At 71.9% G+C, this 24,616-nt stretch carries 24 protein-coding genes and 3 pseudogenes; 15 read left to right on the top strand and 12 right to left on the bottom strand.

Annotation, left to right across the window (positions count from 1 at the left end; all coding sequences use genetic code 11):
- A pseudogene (locus AB0G56_RS31290) lies at positions 1-1,460 on the top strand (hypothetical protein); the annotation flags it as partial.
- Between the two features lie 61 nt (positions 1,461-1,521).
- Entirely contained in the window at positions 1,522-2,037 is a 516-nt protein-coding gene (locus AB0G56_RS31295) for a hypothetical protein (RefSeq protein ID WP_360975920.1), read from the top strand.
- 201 nt (positions 2,038-2,238) lie between these two features.
- On the opposite strand, the gene AB0G56_RS31300 is transcribed toward AB0G56_RS31295, so the two are convergent.
- Positions 2,239-2,667 (bottom strand): ATP-binding protein, encoded by a 429-nt coding sequence (locus AB0G56_RS31300; RefSeq protein WP_360975923.1) that lies wholly within the window; start codon positions 2,665-2,667, stop codon positions 2,239-2,241.
- A gap of 224 nt (positions 2,668-2,891) precedes the next feature.
- On the opposite strand from AB0G56_RS31300, the gene AB0G56_RS31305 reads away from it, so the two are divergent.
- Together AB0G56_RS31305 and AB0G56_RS31310 are read left to right on the top strand one after the other, a co-directional pair.
- A complete protein-coding gene (locus AB0G56_RS31305; RefSeq protein WP_360975926.1) occupies positions 2,892-3,743 on the top strand; it encodes a helix-turn-helix transcriptional regulator in 852 nt (283 codons plus the stop codon).
- 8 nt (positions 3,744-3,751) lie between these two features.
- Positions 3,752-3,958: a DUF397 domain-containing protein gene (locus AB0G56_RS31310; protein ID WP_360975929.1), complete on the top strand. Its 207-nt coding sequence runs from the start codon at positions 3,752-3,754 to the stop codon at positions 3,956-3,958.
- Here the strand turns inward: AB0G56_RS31310 and AB0G56_RS31315 are convergent.
- The 4 genes from AB0G56_RS31315 to AB0G56_RS31330 all read right to left on the bottom strand — a co-directional run bounded on the left by AB0G56_RS31315 (position 3,945) and on the right by AB0G56_RS31330 (position 8,451).
- On the bottom strand, positions 3,945-6,659 hold the full coding sequence (locus AB0G56_RS31315) for a SpoIIE family protein phosphatase (RefSeq protein ID WP_360975932.1): 2,715 nt from the start codon (positions 6,657-6,659) through the stop codon (positions 3,945-3,947). The two genes, AB0G56_RS31310 and AB0G56_RS31315, sit on opposite strands and share 14 nt — an antisense overlap.
- Positions 6,660-6,920: 261 nt before the next feature.
- Positions 6,921-7,442, bottom strand: a complete 522-nt coding sequence (locus AB0G56_RS31320) for an ATP-binding protein (protein ID WP_360975935.1) — start codon at positions 7,440-7,442, stop codon at positions 6,921-6,923.
- Positions 7,443-7,533: 91 nt separating this feature from the next.
- Positions 7,534-8,076, bottom strand: a complete 543-nt coding sequence (locus AB0G56_RS31325; protein ID WP_360975938.1) for a (deoxy)nucleoside triphosphate pyrophosphohydrolase — start codon at positions 8,074-8,076, stop codon at positions 7,534-7,536.
- A gap of 159 nt (positions 8,077-8,235) precedes the next feature.
- Positions 8,236-8,451: an SPOR domain-containing protein gene (locus tag AB0G56_RS31330; protein ID WP_360975941.1), complete on the bottom strand. Its 216-nt coding sequence runs from the start codon at positions 8,449-8,451 to the stop codon at positions 8,236-8,238.
- Between the two features lie 410 nt (positions 8,452-8,861).
- Here AB0G56_RS31330 and AB0G56_RS31335 point away from each other — a divergent pair.
- Positions 8,862-9,282, top strand: a pseudogene (locus tag AB0G56_RS31335) (cytidine deaminase).
- 63 nt (positions 9,283-9,345) lie between these two features.
- On the opposite strand, the gene AB0G56_RS31340 reads toward AB0G56_RS31335, so the two are convergent.
- Positions 9,346-10,098, bottom strand: a complete 753-nt coding sequence (locus AB0G56_RS31340; protein ID WP_360975944.1) for a GntR family transcriptional regulator — start codon at positions 10,096-10,098, stop codon at positions 9,346-9,348.
- 560 nt (positions 10,099-10,658) lie between these two features.
- Here AB0G56_RS31340 and AB0G56_RS31345 point away from each other — a divergent pair.
- Positions 10,659-11,765, top strand: coding sequence for a pyridoxal-phosphate dependent enzyme (locus AB0G56_RS31345; RefSeq protein WP_360975947.1), 1,107 nt, complete (start codon positions 10,659-10,661; stop codon positions 11,763-11,765).
- 185 nt (positions 11,766-11,950) lie between these two features.
- Here the strand turns inward: AB0G56_RS31345 and AB0G56_RS31350 are convergent, their stop codons facing one another.
- Complete coding sequence (locus AB0G56_RS31350; protein WP_360975950.1) at positions 11,951-12,781, bottom strand: oxidoreductase; 831 nt, start codon at positions 12,779-12,781, stop codon at positions 11,951-11,953.
- Between the two features lie 79 nt (positions 12,782-12,860).
- Here AB0G56_RS31350 and AB0G56_RS31355 point away from each other — a divergent pair, with 79 nt between their 5' ends.
- From AB0G56_RS31355 to AB0G56_RS31375, 5 genes and pseudogenes are all read left to right on the top strand, one after another.
- Positions 12,861-13,772 (top strand): LysR family transcriptional regulator, encoded by a 912-nt coding sequence (locus AB0G56_RS31355; RefSeq protein WP_360975953.1) that lies wholly within the window; start codon positions 12,861-12,863, stop codon positions 13,770-13,772.
- A 599-nt stretch (positions 13,773-14,371) separates the two neighbouring features.
- Complete coding sequence (locus AB0G56_RS31360) at positions 14,372-14,758, top strand: CPCC family cysteine-rich protein (protein ID WP_360975956.1); 387 nt, start codon at positions 14,372-14,374, stop codon at positions 14,756-14,758.
- Positions 14,755-15,486, top strand: coding sequence for a HEAT repeat domain-containing protein (locus tag AB0G56_RS31365; RefSeq protein WP_360975959.1), 732 nt, complete (start codon positions 14,755-14,757; stop codon positions 15,484-15,486). The genes AB0G56_RS31360 and AB0G56_RS31365 overlap by 4 nt, the downstream gene beginning before the upstream one ends.
- Positions 15,487-15,541: 55 nt before the next feature.
- Positions 15,542-15,763 (top strand): annotated as a pseudogene (locus AB0G56_RS31370) (aminoglycoside phosphotransferase family protein); the annotation flags it as partial.
- Positions 15,764-15,811: 48 nt separating this feature from the next.
- Complete coding sequence (locus AB0G56_RS31375; RefSeq protein ID WP_360975962.1) at positions 15,812-16,393, top strand: Uma2 family endonuclease; 582 nt, start codon at positions 15,812-15,814, stop codon at positions 16,391-16,393.
- Between the two features lie 101 nt (positions 16,394-16,494).
- Here AB0G56_RS31375 and ychF read toward each other — a convergent pair whose 3' ends face one another.
- Complete coding sequence (ychF, locus tag AB0G56_RS31380; protein ID WP_360975965.1) at positions 16,495-17,583, bottom strand: redox-regulated ATPase YchF; 1,089 nt, start codon at positions 17,581-17,583, stop codon at positions 16,495-16,497.
- 632 nt (positions 17,584-18,215) lie between these two features.
- On the opposite strand from ychF, the gene AB0G56_RS31385 reads away from it, so the two are divergent.
- Complete coding sequence (locus AB0G56_RS31385) at positions 18,216-18,665, top strand: DUF6542 domain-containing protein (RefSeq protein WP_360976197.1); 450 nt, start codon at positions 18,216-18,218, stop codon at positions 18,663-18,665.
- A gap of 69 nt (positions 18,666-18,734) precedes the next feature.
- Here the strand turns inward: AB0G56_RS31385 and ppgK are convergent, their stop codons facing one another.
- Both ppgK and AB0G56_RS31395 read right to left on the bottom strand, forming a co-directional pair.
- Positions 18,735-19,484: a polyphosphate--glucose phosphotransferase gene (gene ppgK, locus AB0G56_RS31390; RefSeq protein WP_360975968.1), complete on the bottom strand. Its 750-nt coding sequence runs from the start codon at positions 19,482-19,484 to the stop codon at positions 18,735-18,737.
- 68 nt (positions 19,485-19,552) lie between these two features.
- Positions 19,553-20,569, bottom strand: a complete 1,017-nt coding sequence (locus tag AB0G56_RS31395) for a 4-hydroxy-3-methylbut-2-enyl diphosphate reductase (protein WP_360975971.1) — start codon at positions 20,567-20,569, stop codon at positions 19,553-19,555.
- Positions 20,570-20,722: 153 nt separating this feature from the next.
- On the opposite strand from AB0G56_RS31395, the gene xseA reads away from it, so the two are divergent.
- Complete coding sequence (gene xseA / locus AB0G56_RS31400; RefSeq protein ID WP_360975974.1) at positions 20,723-21,943, top strand: exodeoxyribonuclease VII large subunit; 1,221 nt, start codon at positions 20,723-20,725, stop codon at positions 21,941-21,943.
- Entirely contained in the window at positions 21,940-22,188 is a 249-nt protein-coding gene (locus AB0G56_RS31405; RefSeq protein WP_360975977.1) for an exodeoxyribonuclease VII small subunit, read from the top strand. The genes xseA and AB0G56_RS31405 overlap by 4 nt, the downstream gene beginning before the upstream one ends.
- A 125-nt stretch (positions 22,189-22,313) precedes the next feature.
- Here the strand turns inward: AB0G56_RS31405 and AB0G56_RS31410 are convergent, their stop codons facing one another.
- Positions 22,314-22,838, bottom strand: coding sequence for a DUF4245 domain-containing protein (locus tag AB0G56_RS31410; protein WP_360975980.1), 525 nt, complete (start codon positions 22,836-22,838; stop codon positions 22,314-22,316).
- A gap of 127 nt (positions 22,839-22,965) precedes the next feature.
- Here AB0G56_RS31410 and glpX point away from each other — a divergent pair, with 127 nt between their 5' ends.
- Positions 22,966-24,000, top strand: coding sequence for a class II fructose-bisphosphatase (glpX, locus tag AB0G56_RS31415; RefSeq protein WP_360975983.1), 1,035 nt, complete (start codon positions 22,966-22,968; stop codon positions 23,998-24,000).
- A 209-nt stretch (positions 24,001-24,209) separates the two neighbouring features.
- On the opposite strand, the gene AB0G56_RS31420 is transcribed toward glpX, so the two are convergent.
- Positions 24,210-24,587 (bottom strand): WhiB family transcriptional regulator, encoded by a 378-nt coding sequence (locus AB0G56_RS31420; RefSeq protein WP_360975986.1) that lies wholly within the window; start codon positions 24,585-24,587, stop codon positions 24,210-24,212.
- Positions 24,588-24,616 lie beyond the last annotated feature (29 nt).

Consider the following 24,616-nt stretch of genomic DNA (forward strand, 5'->3'; position numbering starts at 1 on the left):
AGATCGACATCCCGGAACTCCCGGAGAACGCGATCACCCTGCCCAAGGGCTCGGTGAAACTCCCCGACGGCTCCTTCCACCTCCCCGAGGGCGCGTCGGTCCCGGAAGGGGCGACGAAGCTGCCGGACGGCAACTTCAAACTCCCCGACGACGTCCCGGTCGTCCACGAGGGCGCACACCCCCTGCACACCCCCGAGGGCACCGGGCAGGTGTACGGGCACCCGGACGGCCACATCGTCGACGGCAACGGAAACATCCTCATCCACGCCGACGAGTTGCAGAAGCCTCCCCCAGCAGGAGCTGACCTGCCCCACACCCCGACCCCGGTCAAGGAACCCGCCCTTGTCGGCGCAGGCGCCCACACGGCCGCCGACACCGCAGGCCACGCCGGTGAACACATCCGCCTGGGCCACAGCCTCGACACCGACCTCGGCGACACCGGCCGCATCGGCGACAACACCCACACGACACCCACCGTCCACGCGGGCGGCGAACACCCGGCCGGGGGTGGCTTGGGCGACCACGTCCCGGGAGGAACTGCGGGCAACCACCTGCCCACGAACGAACTGAACAACCCCCTCGACACCGGCCACGGCGACACGCCCACCACGGGCGGGACACACTCGGGCTCCCCGTCGGCCACGGGCGACCACGGGCCTGGCAGCACTCCGGGAACTCACCTGCCCGGCCGGGCCGACGATCTCGGGACGAGTGCCCGAGCGGAGATTCTCGGCGCCGGTGGCGGTTCCCCTGCGGGCCGAGACCTGCCGGGTGCCCACACCGGACACACCGGCTCGGAGGGCGGCACCGGGCATCCGGAAGATCCGGAGGCCGTGGACGACCTCTCTGGAGGCGACCCGGCGGACGACCTGGGCGATGTCTTCGACGACAACCTGGACGACCATGCGGACGCCGGGCATGGGCAGAGCGGCGACGATCCGTATGCCGGACAGGAGCCCGACTACTCAAGGCCTGCTCTGCTGCCCGCCGACGGCCCGCTCACCCTCAGGGACGTACGCAACAGCCGTGACGTCGCAACTCGTTGGCAGCGGGGCGAGGAGTTCCACCGTCAGATGTGGGGTGGTGGCGCAGAGCGTCACTATCCCGTGCCAACGAACAGCGACCCCCGTTACCCGGTCACCGCCACCGGCGGTCGCAAGGTCGACGTCCCTGTCGACCTTCCCGATGGGCGTACGGTGGCAGTAGAGGTGAAGACGTACGGGCAGTACCGGACCATCACCATGCAGGACGGGATAAAACAGACGATCAAGAACGAGGTTCCACTCAGCAAGCACATCAAAGAGCAAATCCACAAAGATGTCGCGTTGAGACGGTTGGACCCCAACTTCGATCCTCGCTGGTCATTCACGCACGCCGGACCCTCCGCCGCGCTGCGTGAATACCTCACCAAGGCGAGAATCATCTTCCTCGAATATGGTCCAGCACCGAAAAAGAGCTAGTCACGATCTTCTCCTCAAATACAAGTAGAATCGCCCCGAGGCAAGTGGGAGGCTGTGCAGGATGCAGAACAGGACACCGGACGGACTTACTGCCGAGGTGCGGGACTGGACGGAAGGCGCCCACCGCAACGCTGCAGGCCTGGCTTCCGCCCTGGGTGTTTCACCGGAGCTGTACGCCGATGACCCGTTGACCCTCCTGCCCGCCCTGCAGAACTACGTGGACCGGCTGCCGCTGAACGAGTTCGAGCAGTCGGACTGGATCACCCTCCACACCGACCTGACGTCCTACCTCGGTGATCTCCTTGTGCGTCGAGACGGTGCACTCTGGGAGAAGGCGGATGACCCGGCCTCACCGGCCGGCTATCGATATGTGGTGAAGGCGACGGGACTGGACGGGGAAACGCACCGTGTCGAGCCGTACGACGTGGTGATGGAGGAATTCCAGCATCCGCCGATCGAGATCGCCCGAATGATCGCGAACGCGGAGGCCGTCCTGCACCGCGTACCGGCACTGAATGAGGAATCCCTCGGAGACGTTTCCCTGGAAGAACTCATGGGCGACGAAGGCACTCCGTGACCACCACCGTCCCGGGCCACAGGGAAAGTTCTCGGTCGACTTCACACTGAACACCACCCTCCTCACACCTGCACGCCCGGTGCGCCGTGGATCCGCGGACCGCGCGGCCTGAGCCACATAAGGGGCTTCATTGCACCCTGTCCGCCGCCGACGCCATCGAGGGCACAGTGCAGCGCCGAGTTTCCTACATGAGCAAGGCGTCTACCCCGCATCCAACTCGCACCAGACCACCTTCCCGCGGTTCCCCTCCCTGGACAGGGGCTGCCAGCCCCACAGGTCGGCGCAGGCCTTCACCAGCGCAAGGCCGCGCCCTTCCTCCAACTCGGTCGTCCGCTCCCCCGGTACGGGCGGCTCCGGCGGGGCGGGGTCGGCGTCCCACGCGCCGATCCGCAGCACGCCCGCCGACCACCGCACACGCAGCGCGGCGGGCCCCTTCGTGTGCCGTACGGCGTTGGACACCAGCTCGGCGGCGAGGAGTTCGGCGACGTCGACGAGTCGGATCAGGCCGTGCAGGGTGAGGATCAGGCGCAGGGTGCGGCGGCTGATCGTGACGGCGCGCAGATCGTTGGGGATGTAGAGGCAGTACTCCCACGAGGTGGCGGCGGGGGGCTCGGTGCCGGTTTCGGGCATGGGCGACTCCAGTCGTCGTGAGGGGTGAGTGCGGTCGGCGGGCGGTGGCCTGCCGCAGCCGTCGTGGCAGGACGGAGCGGTGCGCTTCCGGCACCCCGGGGTTCCGCAGCGTGTGCGTCGCATCACTGAACGTAGAGGTTAGTTTTAACCTGCTGCAAGCCGACCGCGTAATCTGACACCCGAAGGAGTCGCGTTTCCCGGCACGTTGAGCAAGGAGCAAGTCGATGGGCACCAGGCGCGAACCGACGGCGCGGCAGCTGCGTCTGGCGACGGAGCTGCGAAGGCTCCGGGACGCGGCAGGCCTCAGTTCCCGTGAGGCCGCGGAGATGCTCGGCGTGAACTCCGTTCAGATCAGCCAGATCGAGGCCGGCACGACCGGCGTGAGCGAAGAGCGGCTGCGCCGCCTCGCCGCCCACTACGCGTGTACCGACGCTGCCCTCGTCGACGCGCTGGCCGCCTTCGCGACCGACCGGACACGGGGCTGGTGGGAGGAGTACCGAGGGCGCCTGCCCACTTCTTTCCTGGACCTGTCCGAGCTGGAGCATCACGCCACCTACCGGTGGGATGTGGACTTCCTGCACGTGCCCGGGCTTCTCCAGACGGAGGATTACGCGCGTGCGCTCTTCTCCTGCCGGGTCCCACAACCGCCGGAGGCAGAAGTCGAGATGCGTGTGGAGCACCGGATGCGTCGACGCGTCATCATCGAGGAGCCGTCGCCCATTCCGTACGACGTGCTGGTCCACGAAGCGGCGCTGCGCATCAAGGTCGGCGGTCGGTCCACATCGCGGACTCAGCTCGCCCGCGTCCTGGAGCTCTCGGAAGCGGACCACGTCACCGTGCGGGTGATCCCCTTCGAACTGGACGACTTCGCCGACGTCACCGCCGTCATGGCGTACGCAGGCGGCGCGGTGCCACGGCTGGACACCGTGGTACGGGACGGCCCGCACGGCTCACTGTTCATCGACTCCGAGGCCCAGTTGGGCGTGTTCCGCACGCTCTTCCGTAGAGTGGAGGCCGTTTCACTCGACCCCGAGCGGTCGCGTGATCTCGTCCACGGGCTGGCGAAGGATCTGTGAGGAGTCAGGTGACCACTCCCGAGAACTGGCGGAAATCCTCCTACTCCGGCAGCGGCGACGGCAACGCCTGCGTGGAGGTCGCCCACCGCCCCGCCCACATCGCCGTCCGCGACTCCAAAACCCCGGCCCGAGCCACCCTCACCTTCCCGGCCGGAGCCTTCGCCGCCTTCGTCCAAGCCCTCAAGAACGACTACCCGGACGTCAGAACAGGCTGAGCAGCGCCTCCGCCGGGTCTGTGAGGGGGTTGTCGCCGCCGGGGAGGGGGAGTTCGAACCAGACCGTCTTGCCGCGGGGGGTGCGGCGGGAGCCCCAGGCGGCGCTGAGGAGGCCGACGAGCTGGAGGCCACGGCCGCCCTCGTCGGTGTCGCGGGCGCGGCGGCGGCGGGGCTGGACCAGGCCGGAGTCCCAGACCTCGCACACCAGGGTGCGGTCCAGGAGCAGGCGCAGCCTGATCTCGCCCTCGCCGTAGCGCAGGGCGTTGGTGACCAGTTCGCTGACCAGGAGTTCGGTGGTGTCCACCAGCGCTTCCAGGTCCCAGGCGAGGAGCTGCCCGCGGGCGTACTCGCGGGCGCGGCCGACGCTGCGCGGCTCGCGGGGCAGGGTCCAGTCGCCGACCGACTCGGCGGGCAGGCCCTGGACGCGGGCCATCAGCAGGGCGATGTCGTCCTCGCCGTGGTGACTGCCGAGGGTGTTGAGGACGTGGTCGCAGACGTCCTCCAGGGGGAGGTTCGGGTCGGTGAGCGCGCCGACGAAGGCCTGGAGCCCCTCGTCCAGCGGGTGGTCGCGGGACTCGACCAGGCCGTCGGTGTACAGCGCCAGCAGGGCGCCCTCGGGGAGTTCGACCGTCACCTCCTCGAACGGCTCGCCGCCCACCCCGAGCGGCAGGCCGGGCGGGACGTCCAGCATGAGGGCCTGTTCACCCGGTTCGACGAGGACGGGGGGCAGGTGGCCCGCGTTGGCGAAGGTGCAGCGGCGGGTCACGGAGTCGTAGACGGCGTAGACGCACGTGGCGAGATAGACCTCCGACAGGTCCGCCTCCCGTGGCCTGCGGGCCGCGCGGGTGGCCTGCTGGACGCCTCCGGGTGCGCCGAGGCCGCGGGCGATCTCGTCGAGCTGGGAGAGGACTTCGGCCGGTTCGAGGTCGAGCAGGGCCAGCGTGCGTACGGCGGTGCGCAGTTCGCCCATCGCGACGGCGGCGCGCAGCCCGCGGCCCATCACGTCGCCGACGACCAGCGCGGTGCGGTGGCCGGGGAGTTCGATGACGTCGAACCAGTCGCCGCCGACCTCGCTGGGCCTGCCGGTGGCCGCGCTTCCGGGCAGGTAGCGGCAGGCGATGTCCAGGCCGGACGCCTCCGGATCGCCGGGCGGCAGGAGGGAGCGCTGGAGGATCAGCGCGCGCTCGTGTTCGCGGCGGTAGAGGCGGGCGTTGTCGATGCAGACGGCGGCTCGTGCGGCGAGTTCCACGGCGAGGTCGCGGTCACGGTCCCCGAACGGCTCGCTGCCCTTGGTCCGGGAGAACTGCGCCAGTCCTACGACGGTGTCGTGGGCGACCATCGGCACGGCCAGCGTGGAGTGCACCAGGCCGCCGTCCTCGCCGGGCACGATCTGCGGACGGGCTGTGCGCAGGGCGTCCGCACAGCGCGAGTTGAAGGCGTAGTGGTGGACCGCGCCCAGTTCGACGGGTGCGCCGGTGGCGGACAGGGGGGCGCCGGAGACCGCGCTGGCGAAGGCGACGCGGCGCAGTTCGGCGCTGCCGTCCGCGAGGCCGGGCGGGGTCTCGTCGCCGGCGAGCAGCCCCTGGTAGAGGTCGACGGTGGCGAGGTCGCAGAAGCCGGGGACGACGACGTCGAGGAGTTCGCGGGCGGTGGTCTCCAGGTCGAGGGAGTTGCCGATGCGGGCGCCGGCGTCGTTGAGGAGGGCGAGATTGCGCCGTGCGGCGGCGGCTTCGCGGGCGGCGGCCCGGCGCGCGGTGATGTCGGTGCCGAGCCAGGCGATGCCGATGGGGCGTCCGCTGCCGCTGTGCACGCGGTAGAGGTTGACGGACCAGTGGCGGCGTTCGTCGGAGCCCGGTACGAAGCCGGTGACGTGCATGTCCGTGATGGACTCGCCGTCCTCCAGGACCCGGCGCAGGGTGGCCGAGAGCCGGTCGGCCTCGGCCCGGGGCAGGTAGTCGTGGACGCCCTTGCCGCGGTGGTCGTCGGGGGTGCCGCCGAAGATCGAGGCGAACCGCTGGTTGGCGCGGCGGATCCGCAGGTCGGGGTCGAGCAGCAGGAAACCGAACGGGGATTGACCGAAGATCGCCTGCGAGGCGGCGAGGTCGGTCTCGATGCTGCGCAGGGTGCGGACGTCGACGACGATGCAGACGGCGGCCTTGTCGCCCTCGGCGGTGCGGGTGGGCATGACGTACACCTCGGCGAGGCCGCGGGTGCCGCCTCCTGCGCGGCCTCGGCCGCCTGGGCCACCCGAACGGTTCGCCCCGCGCTGTCCCGTGCGGCCGTTCTCCGCGCGGGTCCGTCCGTCGTCGTCCTCCGGGTCGGGGAGGCGGAACGGTACGACGCCGGTCCACTCGCGTCCGTCGAGTATCTCGGCCATCTTGCGCTGGCCCTGCTCGCGCAGGTCGGAGTCGATGAACGCCTCGATGGGGTCCATGCCGACGGCACGCTCGGCCGGAATCCCGAACAACTGCTCGGCCCGCAGGCTCCACTGGTCGACGTGCCCGTCGGGGCCGATGGAGAAGGACGCGACCTTGATGTAGTCGTAGATGGAGCCGGGCGGACTGCTCTGCCACATCGCGTCCACGGGCGGCTGCCCCTCGACCCCTGCGGGCCCGCCGGCGGCCTCGCCACCCGCGGACCCCGTCCTCGCGCCGTCCGACGGGTCCTCGGACTCCGTGGCCTTCGCTGGTATCTCGCTCACGCGAACCGTCCCCTCCAGCTCACCGCGTCCGGTACCGGTCACCGGGGGCGGCTGCCCGCAGTATCCAGCACTACGGCGCCGCGCAACACGGTGTTCACGATCACAGGACCATCCCGATGCATTTTGGTCCGCCCCGGTTCGTCCTGTGACAACACAACCTGTCTTCTAACCAGGCAACACCCCGTCGAACCCCACTGCGGACAACCGCCGCGAGCGAGTGCCGCCGGCGGGGGTGGCGAGTGACCTGCTCCGCACTCGTCGTCACCCTTCGTCACGGGCGACCGGCACCGGTCCGTTCCGGTCGCCCGGGGAGCCGTCGGACACCTGCGCCCCGCGGCCGTTGGCCGGCACCGCCAGTTCGAACCACACCGTCTTGCCGGTCTCGTCCGGCCGGGTGCCCCAGCGGCGCGAGGCGGCGGCGACCAGTTGCAGACCGCGTCCGCTCTCGTCGTCGGGGCGGGCCGGCCGTTCGCGGGGCGGGTCGGGCAGCGGGTCGGAGACCTCCACCAGCAGCACGCGCGGCAGACCGACGGGGCGCACCAGCCTGAGACCGATGGGGCCGTGGGCGTGCCGCAGCGAGTTGGTGACCAGCTCGCTCACCAGCAGGGCCGCGGTGTCGCCGACGCTGTCCAGCTCCCAGGTGCGCAACTGGCCGCGGACGGCGGACCGGGCGGTGCGCACCGCGCCGGGGTCGGCGGAGAAGGTCCACTCGGCGCAGTCGCCTTCGGTGTCGATCACGCCGATCACTTCCCGGGCCAGCGAGCCGCCCATGTCCGGTTTCATGGGTTTTGGGGTTATGGGGGACATACCCGGTATCCGATGGCCCTTACCGCCCTTCCGGAAGCGGTACCCGGGCGGGCGCCCGGCGGAAGGCCTACGCGCTCCGGTCGGCCGCGGTTCCGCCGGGGCCGTCGGCGTATTCGGCGCTCTGCCGCCCGCTGTCGGCGTTGTCGAGCGCGCCCGCCGGGCTACCCGTGGGGGCGGCGGGCGGGCTGCCCGCGGGGGCCGCGGGTCCGGCGGGGGCCAGGTGGGTGAGGGCGGCGCGCACGGCGGGAACGTCCTGGTCCAGCCACGGTACGGTCCAGATCTCGGACTGGGTCAGCCAGCGGAGTTCGTCGTGGTCCTCGAGGGGCCGGGGGGCGGCGGAGCCGGGGCGCAGGCGGGCCGTCCACACCCGGAGTTCGTACGGCGGCCTCAGCGGCCAGGCGCCCGGCACCGGCGTCACGGTCTCGGCGTCCACGCCCAGTTCCTCACGCAGTTCGCGGACGAGGGCCGCCTCCGGCAGCTCACCCGGCTCGACCTTTCCGCCGGGCAGTTCCCAGCGGCCGGCCAGTTCCGGGGGCGCACTACGGCGCGCGGCCAGCAGACGGCCGCCGTCGAGCAGGGCGGCACCCACCACCACGATCCGTTCGGTCATGCCCGGAGCCTACGGGAGCGGGGCGCGGTCCTGCGCCGGGGCACCGGAGCGAGGAGCAGCGGCGTCGAGGTATCCGGACCGTGGCACCCGAGCCGGGGCGCCGAAGTCGGGGCCGCACGACCAGAGCACCCGAGCCGGGGCGCCGAAGTCGGGCCACCGTCAGCCGGCGGCGCCGTCCGGCCCGCCGCTGCCCGCCGGACCGCCGGGCTGCCCTACGCACTCGACCCAGTAGAGCTGTTTGTGGCCCCGGTCGTCGAGGCTGTCGGCGATCTTCTCCGCCTCGGCACGGGTGGCGTACCTGCCCACGCGGTAGCGGTTGCCGTTGTCGTCCTGTCGGACGACGAGCCAGGGAAGAGTGATCGTGCTGTCGTTCATCCCGCCCCACTGCTCCTTCCCGCCCCGCGCGTCGCCCGCGCTCCCGCCCGCGTCCGGCTTCCCGTCCCCTGCCGCGCCCGGTTGCCGCGCCCGGCTGCCACGGAAACCGCACCTCGCATATGCCCGAGCCTACGCCCTACCTTCACTCAGCGAATACAGGTTTTCACAAAGAGGTATGCAACCGGCCAATCCGCAGGGGGCGCACGGGGACGAACGCGCCGCTCGCGGACATGGGGGGCGCGCGGTCGCAGGCACGGCGCCGTCGACCGGGGCGAGCGGGGGCGACCTGCGAGAACGGCCGGAATCGAACGCGTTGTCCGCCGGGCGGACCGGGCGAGCGGCCGGGGCCGGTCCGCGAGGGGGCGCGCACCACCCCCGGTGACTGCGACACCCTGGCACACTCGGGCGCCGTGAAGACGACAGCGCAGACCCACCCAGTCGACAATGAACTCGTCCAGGCGGCGGCGCACGTCGCGCGCACCCGCTGCCGGGGTGACGCCCACACCATGGCCGCGGCGGCCCGCGCCCGGGACGGCCGCATCGTGACCGCCGTGAACGCCTACCACTTCACGGGAGGACCGTGCGCCGAACTGGTCCTCATCGGCGCGGCAGCCGCCCAGGGCGTCTACGAGCTGGAGACCGTCGTGGCCGTGGGCGACCGCGACCGGGGGGGTCGTGCCCCCGTGCGGCCGTTGCCGTCAGGTCCTCCTCGACTACTTCCCCGCCCTCGAGGTCATCGTCGGCGAGGGCGACCGCGTCCGCACCGTCCCCACCACGGACCTGCTGCCCGAGAGTTACGTCTGGGCCGACCACCAGCTCGACGCCGGATGAATGAACCGCGACCGCGCTGCGGCTCCCCCCTCTCCCCCCGCACGGCCGCGTCCGCGCGGCGGTCTACTTCACGGGAAGGTGGTACGCCACGCGGTAGCGGTCCGCCGGGATGACCACGTCCGCCGTCTCGACGGCCCGGCCGGAGGCGTAGAAGGTCCGGTGGACGACCACGACGACATGACCGGGGACGCCGCCGAGCATGAGCAGTTCCTCGGCGAGGCCGGGGCGTGCGCCGACCTCCTCGGTGACGTTGTCCACGATGATGTCGATGGCGCGCATGCGCTCGACGACGCCCATGCCTCCGAGCGGCCCCTCCTCGGGGAGCATCACGGGGGTGCGGCCGGTCAGGGCGAGCGGTTCCCAGGAGGTGGAGAGCATCATCGCCTCGCCCGCGTCCCGGAAGACGTACTTGGTGCACATCACGCGGTCTCCGGGCTTGATGCCGAGCCGGTCGGCGATCGCGCGACTCGCCGCGGCCTGCGCGCTGCTGGACTCCCAGGTGCCGCGCGCCTCGGCGGAGGCCTGCTCCTGCCGGAAGGGTGTGGCCCCGCCGGCCGGGCGGTAGCCGGAGCGGGCGACGCGACGCGGCACGGGCCGCTCCCGCACATACGTCCCCGAGCCGGAGCGGCCCTCGACCAGGCCCTCGGCCATCAGCACCTTGCGCGCCTCCAGGGCGACCGTGTCCGAGACGCCGTACTCCTCGCGGATCCTCGCCTGGGAGGGAAGCCGGGTGTGCGGGGGCAGCAGCCCGTCGGCGATCTTCTGGCGGAGATCGCCCGCGACCCGCAGATACGCCGGCTGCTCACCGAAAGTCACTGGCCACTCCCATCAGGTTGCACAGACAGCAACAGCGTGGCAACCGTAGGTTGTAACGTGCAAGTGAAGGCCAGAGAATCACTCGATGTGATGACTTGTGGGGTCGGGGGGCTTTACCCAGGCACTTTCTCCCCGCTATAGGCGTTCTCACACCTGCCGGGCCGCGCTGCCTGCCGCGCCCGCGATCCCGGCACCGGCTCGAAACGCGGGGGTGTCGCGGGCGGCCGGGCCCATAGCCTTGCGCGCGGTGACAGAGAGAACGGGGGCGGAGTGCTGTGCGCGTGACGGAAGCGACGGGGTGCTCTGCGGGTGACGGAAGCAACGGGGTGCTCTGCGGTGACGGAAGCGACGGTCCGGGCCCTCGGCGGACCGACCGCGCGCCAAACGGAGTCGGCGGATCGGGCGGAGTCGGCGGATCGGGCAGAGCGGGCGGGTCGGGCGGAGCGGGCGGCGTGCGGTCGAGCGGGCTTGCGATCAGCGCCGGGCGGGTCGCCGCCGGGTGGGTCACCGAGCCGACGCCGTACCCGGATCGGGGACCCTTCGGCCCGTAACCTGCGGTCATGACAAGTCTGCCGGACCGCTACTGCCCCACCGACGGCGTCCGTGTCCCCAGTGACTCGCTCGCCTGGTGCTGCCCGTCCTGCCACGGCCCCCTGGACCTCGACTTCTCCCCCACCCCGGCATCCCTGAAGTCCCTCGCCGGACGGGTGAACTCGCTGTGGCGGTACGCGGAGACGCTGCCGCTGGCGCCGCCCTCGGTGTCCCTGGGCGAGGGGCGCACCCCGCTGGTGACGCTGACGGACGAGGTGTCGGCGAAGCTGGACTACCTGATGCCGACGCTGTCGTTCAAGGACCGGGGCGCGGTGCTGCTGGCCCAGCTCGCGCAGCGCATCGGGCCGCGCCGGGTGGTCGCGGACAGCAGCGGCAACGCGGGTACGGCGATCGCCGCGTACTGCGCCCGCGCCCGGCTGCCCTGCAGCGTCTACGTCCCGCTGGGCACGTCCGCGAAGAAGCTGGAGCAGATCGAGGCGCACGGCGCCCGCCTGGAGGTCGTGGACGGCGACCGCGCGGCGGCGGGCGCGGCGGCGCAGCGGGCGGCGGACGAGCCGGGGACGTTCTACGCCTCGCACGTCTACAACCCGTACTTCCTGCACGGCACCAAGACCTACGTGCACGAGCTGTGGGAGGACCTGGGCGGCCGCCTGCCCGACGTGCTGGTCCTGCCGGTGGGCAACGGCACGCTGCTGCTCGGCGCGGCGCTGGCGATCGCCGAGCTGTACGGGGCCGGGCTGCTGGACCGGCGTCCGGCGCTGTGGGCGGTGCAGGCGGCGGCAGTTGCCCCGCTGGCCGACGCCTGGGCGCGGGGCGCGGAGGAACTCACCGGCACCACCACCGTCGCCCCCACCTACGCCGAGGGCATCGCCATCCCGCGCCCGCCCCGCGCCCGCCAGATCCTGCGCGCGGTACGGGGGTCGGGCGGGACGTTCCTGACGGTGACGGAGGACCAGATCCGGCACGCGCAACTGGACCTCGCCTCCCGGGGCCTGTACGTCGAGTCGACGGGTGTGGCCTGCTGGGCGGCCGTACGGGAGGGCGCGCTCGCCGGCAAGTCGGCGGTGGTGCCGTTGTGCGGGGCGGGTCTGAAGTCGGGGCTGGCACGGCCGTAGCCCCCGCACCGCCGCGCAGGACCGCACCGCCACACAGGACCGCACCGCCACACAGGACCGCACCGCCGCGCAGGGCCTCGGCGCGCAGGGCCTCGGCGCGGCGCGGGCAGGCGGGGCGCGCGTGGGCGGGTGGGGCGCGCGTGGGCGGGTGGGGCGCGCGTGGGCGGGTGGGGCGCCGCCGGGGCTCAGTCGTCGAAGGTGGTGGCGCGCGTGCGCTTCTCCCAGGCGGTGACGTCGCCGCGGACCTGGTCGAGGTGGCCGAGGACGGCGGTGACCGCGTCGTCGCCCAGGGGCAGGCGCAGCGGGGTGTCGTCCGCCTCCAGGGCGGCGAGGATCAGCGTCGCCGCCTTCGCCGGGTCGCCGGGCTGGGTGCCGTCACCGCCGGCGACGGATCCGCGGGTCCGGCCCACCTTGGCGTACAGGCCGCTGTCGGCGCTGAGTCCGGCCCTGCCCGTGCCGAACAGCGACGTACGGAAGGCTCCCGGCTCGACGATCAGCACCTTGACGCCGTACTCGGCGACCTCGTCCGCGAGCGCCTCCGACATGCCCTCCAGGGCGAACTTCGTCCCGCTGTACGCCCCGAAGCCCGCGAAGGACATCTGCCCGCCCATGCTGCTCATCTGCACGATCGCGCCCGAGCGCCGCTCGCGCATGTGCGGCAGCACAGCGCGGGTGAGCGCGGCGGGGCCGAACACGTGCACGTCGAACAGGTCGCGCAGCTCCTGCTCGGTAGTCTCCTCCAGGGCGCCGACGTGGGTGCGGCCCGCGTTGTTGACCAGCACGTCGATCCGTCCGTACCGCGCCAGCACGTCCCGTACGAAGGCCTCGGCGGCAGCGGTGTCGGCGACGTCCAGCGCCAGCGCCTCCACCTGGTCGGCGTGCGCGGCGACCAGGTCGGCCAGTGCCTCGGGGCGCCGGGCCGCGCCCACGACGACATCACCCGCGGCGACGGCCGCCTCGGTGATCGCCCGTCCGAAACCGCTGCTCGCGCCGGTCACCAGCCACACCTTGTTCATGACCCCTCCTGGGTTCGTCGTCGTGTCACCAGGTTCGGCCCGGAACGGGTGGCGCGTCCAAGATCTGTCGTGATAGCCGATGGTTATGACGACGGACGTGCATCTGAGGGACCTGAGGTACTTCGCGACGGCGGCCGAGGAGCTGCACTTCACCCGCGCCGCCGAACGCCTGTACGTCTCCCAGCCCGCGCTGAGCAAGCAGATCAGGGCGCTGGAGGGGCAGTTGGGCTCCGCGCTCTTCGAACGCGGGCCGCAGGGTGTGGCGCTCACGGACGCCGGTGAGGCGCTGCTGCCGCACGCCCTGCGGGTGCTGGAGGTGTGGGAACAGGGCGCCCTCGCCGTGGAGTCGGCGCGGGCGGCGCTGCGCGGCACGCTGGTGGTGGGCATGAGCACCAGCCCGGGGCGCGGCGGGCTGCTGCCGGCGATCCGTTCCCGGTTCACGGCCGCGCGGCCCGAGGCGTCGCTGCGGCTGCGACAGGTGAGCTGGGAGGACCCGACCGCGGGGCTGGCGGACAAGGAGACGGACGTCGCCTTCGTATGGCTGCCGCTGCCCGACCCGGAACGGTACGGGTGGACGGTGGTCGCACAGGAGCCGCGCCTGGTCGCGCTGCCCGAGGCGCATCCGCTGGCCGAACACGCGGAGGTCGACTTCGCCGACCTGGCCCCGCTGCCGTTCCTGGCGCTGCCGCGGGCCGCCGGTCCGCTGCGGGACTACTGGCTCGCCCTGGACGCGCGGGGCGGGCGCCCGCCGCTGATCGGCGCCGAGGTGGCGAGCGCCGAGGAGACGTACGAGGCGCTGGTGGCGGGGCTCGGCGTCTGCCTGGTCGCGACCGGCAACGCCCCGCTCGTCACCCTGGGCGGGGTGACCACCCGCCCCGTACGCGGCATCGGCCCGAGCCGCTACGCGCTCGCCTGGCGCCGCGAGAACGCGGACCACCCGTTGGTCCGCGCCTGCGCCGACGCCTGCCGGCTGGCGACGGGCGACGCGTGAGGCACGCGGGACGCGGGCGGTACACCGGGTCCCTCTCTTCTTCCCCTCCCCCCGATCGGGCAGCAGCGAGGTTCCGGCGAGGAATTCCGGTCCCTCGCGGCATTCACCGACGCCCTGCGCACCGGCGAGAACCTCGGCAGGCGGCTGGTCCGTGCGTCGACCGACGCCCTTACGGCCCGAACCCGGACTGCGCGCCCACCACAAAGTGGAGATGCACTCGTGGGGCCGGTGAGTGAAGCAGTGCGGGGCACCACGCCGCGGACAATGGGAGATCACACCCACGAGCCGGACGCGAGCAGTACACGTCCCGGCACGGGAAAGGCAAAGGGCCCGACTCCGAAGAGCCGGACCCAACCTGACCTGCATGCTTGCCAGGTCGGTGACGTGGCGCTACATCACCCGCTAAGCATTGAAGCGGAATGTCTGTGGTCTGATCCTGGCCTGCGACGGAGCCCCATCCAGTGCTCTGGACCTGGGGTTTCCTCGTTGGCGTGCGTTGGCTCCCGACGCCGTCTACCGGTGTCCTGCGGACTTGGCCGGGCAGGCGGAGGCCGAGAATTCCATGGCACCCGGGCGGGACCTGCAACGAGACTGCGCAGGTGAGCGACTCCTGCCCCTGCCCGTGCTGCGGGCACCGCGTGCTGGGCGAGATGCCCGGCTCATATGAGATCTGCCCCATCTGCTTCTGGGAGGACGACGGAGTCCAATTCCGCTGGCCGACCATGGCAGGCGGGGCGAACAAGGTCTCCCTGATCGAGGCCCAGCGCAACTACCAGGACTTCGGCGCCTGCGACGAACACGGCCGGCGGTTCGTCCGCCCGCCTGCCGAGGGCGAGCCGCACGACCCCGCCTGGCGCCCCATCGACCTGACACGCGACTCCTTCGAGGTCTGGGCAGCCGAGGACCGCGCCCCGTGGCCCGCCGACCACTCGGTGCTCTGCTGGTGGCTCCCCACCTTCTGGCGCCGGGACCACTCCGCGTCATGACCTCCCACATCGAGACACTCGTCCAGCAGCTCGACGGCAAGGCCGACGAGTCCTACGACGCCCGCGCGGAGCTGATCTGGATCGGCGCCGACGCCATACCCGCCGTCATCAACGGCCTGCCTTCCCTCGGCGGCTTCGGTCAGCTGACCGCCATCGAGGTCTTCGAGGAGGTGGGCGATCCTCGTTGCGGCCCCGCTCTCATCGGCCTGCTGAACAGCGACAACTCGACCGTCCGCGAATGGGCGGCCATGGCCCTGGCGAGCCTGGAGATCGACGGCGCCATTGAGCCCCTGCGCCGCTCCTACGGCGCCTGCCTGGAACGCGGGACCCCACCTGACGGGACCGAGTCCGTCGGCATCCGCTGGGCGCTGACCGAACTCGGCGTCCGCACCCCTGTCGTCCCGGCGCTCACCGCGCGCCTACGAGCCGCCACTGCGGACGACGCCCCGGGCTGGCCCTCGACCCACTTCACCGAGATCATCAACGATCTCGCCGACCATGCCCAGGTGATCCTCTACTCCCAGTTCTGGCGCGTGGACGCCGGCCACACGTACGGCATCTCCGGCACTGGCCTTGCCTGGGAACTCGACTTGACCGCGCCCTGGGAGCACCTGGTCGAAGAGTCCCGCACCTGGTCCCTGCTGGAAGCCTCCGAAGCCCCCGCCGGCGACGACATCTTCGTCGCCCCCACATGGATCGACCGTACCGACCTCTACCCGGAGAAGTGACCGATGCCGTCCCAACACCCCGAGGAAGTCGGCTACGGCGACGTGGTCGAGAGCGCTGCGCAAGCTGCCGGCCCGGGCGCTGGAGCACCTCGAACGGCTGCGCAAGGCCCACCGGTGGCAGGACGCCGACGACATTGAGGACGCGCTCGACCAGATCGCCCAGGCCGCCGAGGGCCGCTCGGCCGGAGCGACGCTGGAACCGTTCGGCTGGATGCACTCCGAGTTCCACCCCACCAGCCTCCACATCGGCGAGCGCGGCTGGCGGCTGCTCGACTATCAGTAGCACGACGCCCCTCTTGACGGCCTCAATCGCTAGGGTTGGCTCATGACCGCACTGCCCGACTGGATGCGCCCACCGCGCGCGGAAGGCTGGTTCGCGGAGGATCTCGACCGCCTCCCCGAGGCGCCCCGCCACACCGAGTTGATCGACGGAGCCCTCGTCTTCATGATGTCGCCCCAGCGGTCCTGGCATGGCCGCCTCGTCACCGCCCTGACCACCACACTCATGGCGCAGGCACCGGCCGGTTTCGAGGTCGAGCGGGAGATGACGATCCGCCTCGACGCCCGCAACCGCCCCGAGCCGGACCTCTTGCTGACGGATCTGGCCTATGACCCGGACCGTACCTGGTACGCCCCGGAGGATGTGAAGCTCGTCGTGGAGGCTGTATCCCCCGAATCCGCCCATCGCGATCGCACAGTAAAACTTCGCAAGTACGCAGAGGCCGGCATCCCGCACTACTGGTGCATCGAGGACGAGGATGGCGCGCCTGTCGTCCACGTCTACGAGCTCGACGAACCGACCGGCGCCTACGCGCCCGCCGGCATCTTCCGGGGCACCCTCCAGCGCCCGGTGCCTTTCGAGATCAGCCTGGACCTCGACAAGCTCACACCGTCGCGGGGCAACTGAAAAGTCAGCACGGGAACACAGAAGGGGGCGGACTCGTCAGAGTCCGCCCCCTTCTGACCTGCACACCTGACGCAGCTATCCAACATGCAGTAGCGACACGACTACACGTTGAACCGGAACTCCACGACGTCCCCGTCCTGCATCACATAGTCCTTGCCCTCCATGCGCGCCCGGCCCTTCGAGCGGGCCTCGGCGACCGAGCCGGCCTCGACGAGGTCGTGGAAGGAGATGACCTCGGCCTTGATGAAGCCCTTCTGGAAGTCGGTGTGGATGACACCGGCGGCCTCGGGGGCGGTGGCGCCCTTCTTGATGGTCCAGGCGCGGGACTCCTTGGGGCCGGCCGTCAGGTAGGTCTGCAGGCCGAGGGTGTCGAAGCCGACGCGGGCGAGGGTGGCCAGGCCCGGCTCGTGCTGGCCGACGGACTCCAGGAGCTCCAGGGCCTCCTCCTCGTCCAGCTCGGCGAGGTCCGCCTCCAGCTTGGCGTTGAGGAAGATCGCCTCGGCGGGGGCGACCAGGGCACGCTGCTCGTTCTTGAAGTCCTCGTCGGTCAGTTCGTCCTCGTCGACGTTGAAGACGTAGAGGAAGGGCTTGGTGGTGAGCAGGTGGAGGTCGTGCAGCAGCTCCGCGCGCTCGGTGCCCTGGAGGATGCCCTGCGAGAAGAGCGTGTCGCCCTTCTCCAGGATCGCCTGGGCCTCCTCGACGGCCTTGACCTTGGGCTGGATGTCCTTCTTGATCCGCGACTCCTTCTGGAGGCGGGGCAGGACCTTCTCGATGGTCTGCAGGTCGGCCAGGATCAGCTCGGTGTTGATCGTCTCGATGTCGTCCTTGGGCGAGACCTTGCCGTCGACATGCACGACGTTCTCGTCCTTGAACGCGCGGATGACCTGGCAGATCGCGTCCGACTCGCGGATGTTCGCGAGGAACTTGTTACCCAGGCCCTCGCCCTCGCTGGCACCGCGCACGATGCCGGCGATGTCGACGAAGTCGACCGTGGCCGGGAGGATCCGCTCCGACTTGAAGATCGAGGCGAGCTGGGCGAGGCGACCGTCCGGTACGCCCACGACACCGACGTTGGGCTCGATCGTGGCGAACGGGTAGTTGGCCGCGAGCACGTCGTTCTTGGTCAGGGCGTTGAACAGGGTCGACTTGCCGACGTTCGGCAGACCGACGATTCCGATCGTGAGCGACACGTTGCGACTTCCCGTACGTGAGGAGACTGGGGGCCAGGGGGCCGATCCACCAGTCTACGGCGTGCGGCATCCCGTCTTCGCGACGCGTCGAACGCCTGGCCGACCGACCGGCCGCCACAGGACCGCCACACCACGCGGCGTGTCAAACGGCCTATTCAACACATAAACAGACCTAGGTTGGTCCGGTGGAGCAACACTGGACGCGACCTCAGCAGCACGGACCGCGACGCGGCAGGCCGCCGCTGCCCCCGCAGGGCGCGCAGGGGCACCCGCACACCCCGCGCCGGGAGAGAGGGCAGGGGGAGGGCGAGGGGTCGGCGCAGGGCGGGCGCGTGGGCCGGGGGCCGGGTCGGGGCCCGGGCCCGGGCCCGGGTGCGGGTGCGGGTGCGAGTGCGGGTGCGAGTGCGGGTGCGAGTGCGGTTCAGGAGCCGGGGGCGGTCCGGGAGCCGGGGGCGGTCCGGGAGCCGGGGGCGGTCCGGGGACCGGGGGCGGTCCGGGGACCGAGGTCGGCTCCTGGTCCGGGGCGGGCGGCGTGGCGTTCGTCCGCCGTCTCGTCCGCCGTCGTTCGGGGTCCCGCCCCGGCCCTGGTCATACAGCGGCTGCGCCAACTGCCCAACCCCCGGCTCACGGGCCTGGGCGGCGGGCTGTTCTGCGGGGCGGTGATGTTCGTGCTCGGCTGTCTGGACGCGCTGCTCCTGGACGCCTCGCCGACCGTGTACGGGGTGCTGTTCGTGCCGGTGTGCGCGCTGACCGCGGTGTGGACGCGCAAGGGGGACCTGCTGAGCGCGCCCGTGGCGGTGCCCATCGGCTTCGCGGTGGGCCTGCTGCCCGTGGCCGACGGCGGCGGGGGCGTCCTCGGCACCCTCATGGGCCTGGTGACCGCCCTCTCCACCCAGGCGGTGTGGCTGTACGGCGGGACGCTGATCGCGGGGGTCACGGCGCTGGTGCGACGCGCCGCGTCGGCACCCGCCCGGGCAGGGGAACGAGCAGGGGAACGAGCCGAGCAAAGAGCGGGAGAACGGGCAGCGGCGCGGTCCGCGAGGCGTGCGGGGGCGCGGTCGGGGGTCCGCGGTCGCCGTTGATCCTGCCGCTCCGGCCGGTGCCCCGCAGGCCCCGCGGCCCCGGCGGTCGGCCGCCTCACCTGCGGTCGGTCACGCGCCGCTCCCCGCCGCGCGCATCGCCGCGCCCACGATGCCCGCGTTGTTCTGGAGCCGCGCGGGGACGATCTCCGCCCGGACGCCCTCCAGGTAGGGCAGGAACTTGTGGGCCTTGCGGCTGACGCCGCCGCCGATGATGAACAGCTCCGGGGAGAAGAGCATCTCGACGTGGGCCAGGTACGTGCGGACGCGGCGGCCCCACTGCTCCCAGGAGAGGTCGTGGTCGTCCTTGGCCTTGCTGGAGGCCCGCTTCTCCGCCTCGTGGCCGTCCAGCTCCAGGTGGCCCAGTTCGGTGTTGGGGACGAGGACGCCGTCGACGAAGACCGCGCTGCCGATGCCGGTGCCGAAGGTGAGCAGCACGACGGTGCCCTTGCGGCCCTGGCCGGCGCCGAAGTGCATCTCGGCGACGCCCGCCGCGTCCGCGTCGTTGACCACGGTCACCGGCAGCCCGCCCAGCCGCTCGCCGAACAACGCGCGCGCGTCGGTGTCGATCCAGCTCTTGTCGACGTTGGCCGCCGTACGGACCGTGGCGCCGCCGGTGACGACGCCGGGGAAGGTCAGTCCGACCGGTCCGGTCCAGCCGAAGTGGGCGACGACCTCCCGGACGCCGTCGGCCACGCCGTCGGGTGTCGCCGGGTGCGGGGTGAGCACCTTGTGGCGCTCCCGGGCCAGGTCGCCCTTGTCCAGGTCCACCGGGGCGCCCTTGATCCCCGACCCGCCGATGTCCACACCGAAGATCTGCATGGCTCCACGTTACGACGTGCCACCGACAGTCACGCCTGCCGCGTCCCCCACGCGGGAGGCGGGTCCGCTCAGCCCTCCGACGTACCCGATCCGCCGCGCTCGGCGGTCAGCGCGGCCGCCTCTTCGCGCAGGTCGCGGCGCAGTTCCTTGGGCAGCGAGAAGGTGATGGACTCCTCGGCCGCCTTGACGATCTCCACGTCCTCGAAGCCGCGCTGCCCGAGCCATTCGAGCACCTGCTCGACCAGGACCTCCGGTACGGAGGCGCCCGAGGTCACGCCGACCGTGCTCACGCCGTCCAGCCACGCCTCGTCGATCTCGTCGGCGAAGTCCACCAGGTACGCCTGGTCCGCGCCCGCGAGCTTGGCGACCTCCACCAGCCGCTTGGAGTTGGAGGAGTTGCGGGAGCCGACGACGATGACCAGGTCCGCCTCGGCGCCCATCTGCTTGACGGCGAGCTGGCGGTTCTGCGTGGCGTAGCAGATGTCGTCGCTGGGCGGCGAGATCAGCTGGGGGAACTTCTCCTTCAGCGCGTCGACCGTCTCCATGGTCTCGTCGACCGACAGGGTCGTCTGGGAGAGCCAGACCACCCGCGACGGGTCGCGCACCTCGACGTTCGCGGCGTCCCCGGGGCCGTCGACGAGCTGGATGTGGTCGGGGGCCTCGCCGGAGGTGCCGATGACCTCCTCGTGGCCCTCGTGCCCGATCAGGAGGATGTCGTAGTCCTCGTTGGCGAAGCGGACGGCTTCCTTGTGGACCTTGGTCACCAGGGGGCAGGTGGCGTCGATGGTGGCGAGGCGGCCGCGGGCGGCCTCCTCGTGGACGACGGGCGCCACGCCGTGCGCCGAGAACATCACGATGTTGCCCGGCGGCACCTCCTCCGTCCGCTCGACGAAGACGGCGCCCTTCTTCTCCAGGGTCTGCACGACGTACTTGTTGTGGACGATCTCGTGCCGGACGTACACCGGAGCCCCGTACTGCTCCAGGGCTTTCTCGACGGCGATCACGGCGCGGTCCACACCCGCGCAGTAGCCCCGGGGGGCGGCGAGCAGGACACGGCGGCCAGACGTAGCAGTCATGCGCCCCATCGTAAGGCCGCCCGCCGCGCGCCGAAGATCCCGAGGGGCGGGCACGGAGGCCCCGCAGCCGGGAGGGTGGGCGCGGGGGTGCGGACGCCCCGCGGCCCGGGGGCGCCCGCGGGTGCGCCCGCGTTGTCGGTGGCGACCGTTACGCTCGCGGGCATGGCTGTCTCCACGTCCCCCGAAGCCCCGCTGCCCGTCGGTGAGGTCTCCCGGCTCATCGGCGGCTGGATCGACCGGCTCGGCGCGGTGTGGGTCGAGGGGCAGATCACGCAGCTGTCGCGGCGGCCGGGCGCCGGCGTCGTGTTCCTGACGCTGCGCGACCCGTCGTACAACATCTCCGTCGGCGTGACCTGCTACCGCGAGGTGTTCGACGCCGTCGCGGACGTGGTCGGCGAGGGCGCCCGGGTCGTCGTGCGCGCCAAGCCCGAGTGGTACGCCCCGCGCGGGCAGCTGTCGCTGCGGGCCGCCGAGATAAGGCCGGTGGGCGTCGGTGAGCTGCTGGCCCGCCTGGAGCAGCTGAAGAAGAACCTCGCGGCGGAGGGGCTCTTCGCGCCGGGGCGCAAGAAGCCGCTGCCCTTCCTGCCGCAGCTGATCGGACTGGTGTGCGGCCGGGCCTCCGCCGCCGAGCGGGACGTCCTGGAGAACGCCCGGCACCGCTGGCCCGCCGTCCGCTTCGAGGTGCGCAACGTGCCCGTGCAGGGCGTGCACGCCGTCCCGCAGGTCGTGCAGGCCGTCAAGGAGCTGGACGCGCTCGACGACGTGGACGTGATCATCGTGGCGCGCGGCGGCGGCAGCGTGGAGGACCTGCTGCCGTTCTCCGACGAGCAGCTCGTGCGCGCGGTCGCCGCCTGCCGTACGCCGGTCGTCTCCGCGATCGGCCACGAGCCGGACACCCCGCTGCTGGACTACGTCGCGGACCTGCGCGCCTCCACGCCCACCGACGCCGCCAAGAAGGTCGTCCCGGACGTCGGCGAGGAGGCCGAGCGGGTACGGCAGCTGCGCGACCGCGCGCGCAGGTGCGCCCAGGCGCACGTCGAACGGGAGGAGCGCGGACTCGCCCACGCGCTCTCCCGGCCGGTCATGGAGGATCCGCACCGCATGATCGACGAGCGGGCCGACCACGTGGCCGCGCTGCTGGACCGGAGCCGGCGCACGCTGCGGCACCTGCTGGACCGCGCCGACTCCGAGCTGGGGCACACCCACGCGCGCGTGGTGGCCCTCTCCCCCGCCGCGACACTGCGGCGCGGGTACGCCGTGCTGCAACGGGCCGACGGTCACGTGGTCCGCGACCCAGGCGAGGTGACGGCGGACGAGACGCTGCGGGCACGGGTCGCCGAGGGCGAGTTCACGGTTCGGGTCGACACAGGGATGGGCGAATGACGAGCAGGACACCGGCGGCCGACGAGACGCCGGGCTACGAGCAGGCACGGGACGAGCTGATCGAGGTCGTCCGGCGCCTGGAGGCGGGCGGGACGAGCCTGGAGGAGTCCCTCGCCCTGTGGGAGCGGGGCGAGGAGCTGGCCAGGGTCTGCCGGCGGTGGCTGGAGGGCGCCCGCGCCCGGCTGGACGCGGCCCTGGCCGAGGAGGCCGCGCAGGACGGCGACGAAGGCGCGGACGAGGAGTGAGAGGCGGACGCGGGGACTGAGCCGCGGAGGCGGGGCCGGTCGGCGCTCGGGGCCGTACCGGCCCTGCTCGAGGCCCGTACCGGCCCTGAGCGCCAGGTTCGGGACGGTCTGCGCCGGCCGGGCGCTCAGGACGTCCGCAGTGCCTGCGCCATCTTCGTCAGCTGCGCGAAGGAGGCCGTGCCCGCCACCACCGTCGTGTCGCCCTTGGCACCCTCCGAGACGAGGGCGTCGTAACGGCCGCCGGTGTACCGGGTCCAGGTGCGACCGCCGATCTCCTGGCTGACCTTGGTGGCGCGGGAGCCCTGGCTGGCGTCGTCGATGAAGTCCTTGCGCTTCTGCGTGGACTGCTCGATGGCCACGTACTGGCCCTCGGGGTCCTGGAAGCCCAGGTGCCAGCTGTCGCCCTGGTCGGCCCGGTAGCGGACCGAGGTGGCCTTCCACGTCTCGGGCAGGCCCTCCGGCGCGGCCACCGGGTAGGAGGCGGCGCGGCGTGCCGTGAGCAGTTCGACGCGGTAGTCGACCCGTTTGATGTCCGGAGCGTGGTCGTCGTGCGGGACGAAGAGGTAGACGACCCCGGCCGTCGCCATGATCACGATCAGGGAGAGGATCGTGCCCCGCACTGTCTTCTGCTTGCCGTTCGAACCTGCCACGCCCCCTATCGTCGCAGGTGCCCGATGCGCTCATCCGTGGGGTCCCCTGCTCATCCTGCCCACCCGGCGATAGAGTCGTGGCCAGAACCCTCATCCGGCCGTCGTCGTATCAGAAAGGTGCGCTCCGATGACCGAGCATCATCACTTGCCGTCCGAGCTCGATGTCCCCTCCGAGGCTCCCGACCGCAACCTCGCTCTGGAACTGGTCCGCGTGACCGAAGCCGCCGCGATGGCCGCGGGCCGCTGGGTCGGGCGCGGCGACAAGAACGGCGCCGACGGCGCCGCGGTCCGCGCCATGCGGACCCTCGTCTCCACCGTCTCGATGAACGGCGTCGTCGTCATCGGGGAGGGCGAGAAGGACGAGGCCCCGATGCTCTTCAACGGGGAGCGCGTGGGTGACGGGACCGGGCCGGAGGTCGACATCGCCGTCGACCCGATCGACGGCACGACCCTGACCGCCAAGGGCATGCCCAACGCGATCGCGGTGCTGGCCGCCGCCGAGCGCGGCGCGATGTTCGACCCGTCCGCCGTGTTCTACATGGACAAGCTGGTCACGGGGCCGGAGGCCGCCGACTTCGTCGACATCGACGCGCCGGTGTCGGTGAACATCAAGCGGGTCGCCAAGGCCAAGCGGGCCACGCCCGAGGACGTCACCGTGGTCATCCTGGACCGGCCGCGGCACGCGGGCATCATCGAGGAGATCCGGGAGACCGGCGCCCGGATCAAGCTGATCTCCGACGGCGACGTGGCCGGCTCCATCCTGGCGCTGCGCGACGGCACCGGCATCGACCTGCTGCTCGGCATCGGCGGCACCCCCGAGGGCATCATCTCGGCCTGCGCGGTGAAGTGCCTGGGCGGCACGATCCAGGGCAAGCTGTGGCCCAAGGACGACGAGGAGCGGCAGCGGGCCATCGACGCCGGGCACGACCTCGACCGTGTGCTGACCACCGAGGACCTGGTGACCGGCGAGAACGTGTTCTTCGTCGCCACCGGCATCACCGACGGCGAGCTGCTGCGCGGAGTGCGCTACCGCTCGGAGTCGGCGACGACGGACTCGATCGTGATGCGCTCCAAGTCCGGCACGGTCCGGCGGATCGACTCCGAGCACCGGCTGAGCAAGCTGCGCGCGTACAGCGCGATCGACTTCGACCGCGCGAAGTAGCCGGGAGGGCCGGCGGCTGACGGCCGGTGGCCCAGCCCGCGCGGGCCCGGCATGGCGTGGGGCGCCCCTGTGCGGAGGGGCGCCCCCTCGTCGTACGGGCGCGGCCCGGCCGCGGAACGACGGAGCCGCACCGAACCCACGGGCCTACGGGCCCCCGGGGCTACGGCCTGCGGGTCGACGGACCTGCAGACCCGCTCCCGGCTGACCCGCTAACCCGCCGCCGCTATGCGGCCCGTCGCGTGGGCCACCTTCTGCAGTTCCAGGTCGCGCCGCCGCCGGCGGGCCAGGACCACGCGGCGTTCGGCGGCGGTCAGGCCGCCCCAGACGCCGTACGGCTCGGGCTGGAGCAGCGCGTGCTCGCGGCACTCGACCATCACCGGGCAGCGCGCACAGACCCGCTTCGCCGCCTCCTCGCGCGACAGCCGCGCGGCCGTCGGTTCTTTCGAGGGTGCGAAGAACAGGCCGGCCTCGTCGCGCCTGCACACCGCCTCGGTGTGCCACGGTGCGTCTTGGTCCCTGTCTCGCACCGGCGCCCGCTGCGCCGGTACGGCAGCGACCTGCAGGGACGAATGCGGCGGTTGCAGCACGGTCTACTCCTGACGACGGCTTCGCGAGC

Origin of the sequence: Streptomyces sp. NPDC021356, assembly GCF_040641015.1 — a bacterium.
Lineage (GTDB): Bacteria > Actinomycetota > Actinomycetes > Streptomycetales > Streptomycetaceae > Streptomyces.

Coding starts and splice junctions, on each gene's coding strand:
- AB0G56_RS31295 (WP_360975920.1), top strand. CDS start 1,522: ATGCAGAACAGGACACCGGACGGACTTACTGCCGAGGTGCGGGACTGG.
- AB0G56_RS31300 (WP_360975923.1), bottom strand. CDS start 2,667: ATGCCCGAAACCGGCACCGAGCCCCCCGCCGCCACCTCGTGGGAGTAC.
- AB0G56_RS31305 (WP_360975926.1), top strand. CDS start 2,892: ATGGGCACCAGGCGCGAACCGACGGCGCGGCAGCTGCGTCTGGCGACG.
- AB0G56_RS31320 (WP_360975935.1), bottom strand. CDS start 7,442: ATGAAACCGGACATGGGCGGCTCGCTGGCCCGGGAAGTGATCGGCGTG.
- AB0G56_RS31325 (WP_360975938.1), bottom strand. CDS start 8,076: ATGACCGAACGGATCGTGGTGGTGGGTGCCGCCCTGCTCGACGGCGGC.
- AB0G56_RS31330 (WP_360975941.1), bottom strand. CDS start 8,451: ATGAACGACAGCACGATCACTCTTCCCTGGCTCGTCGTCCGACAGGAC.
- AB0G56_RS31345 (WP_360975947.1), top strand. CDS start 10,659: ATGACAAGTCTGCCGGACCGCTACTGCCCCACCGACGGCGTCCGTGTC.
- AB0G56_RS31350 (WP_360975950.1), bottom strand. CDS start 12,781: ATGAACAAGGTGTGGCTGGTGACCGGCGCGAGCAGCGGTTTCGGACGG.
- AB0G56_RS31355 (WP_360975953.1), top strand. CDS start 12,861: ATGGTTATGACGACGGACGTGCATCTGAGGGACCTGAGGTACTTCGCG.
- AB0G56_RS31365 (WP_360975959.1), top strand. CDS start 14,755: ATGACCTCCCACATCGAGACACTCGTCCAGCAGCTCGACGGCAAGGCC.
- AB0G56_RS31375 (WP_360975962.1), top strand. CDS start 15,812: ATGACCGCACTGCCCGACTGGATGCGCCCACCGCGCGCGGAAGGCTGG.
- ppgK (WP_360975968.1), bottom strand. CDS start 19,484: ATGCAGATCTTCGGTGTGGACATCGGCGGGTCGGGGATCAAGGGCGCC.
- AB0G56_RS31395 (WP_360975971.1), bottom strand. CDS start 20,569: ATGGGGCGCATGACTGCTACGTCTGGCCGCCGTGTCCTGCTCGCCGCC.
- xseA (WP_360975974.1), top strand. CDS start 20,723: ATGGCTGTCTCCACGTCCCCCGAAGCCCCGCTGCCCGTCGGTGAGGTC.
- AB0G56_RS31405 (WP_360975977.1), top strand. CDS start 21,940: ATGACGAGCAGGACACCGGCGGCCGACGAGACGCCGGGCTACGAGCAG.
- glpX (WP_360975983.1), top strand. CDS start 22,966: ATGACCGAGCATCATCACTTGCCGTCCGAGCTCGATGTCCCCTCCGAG.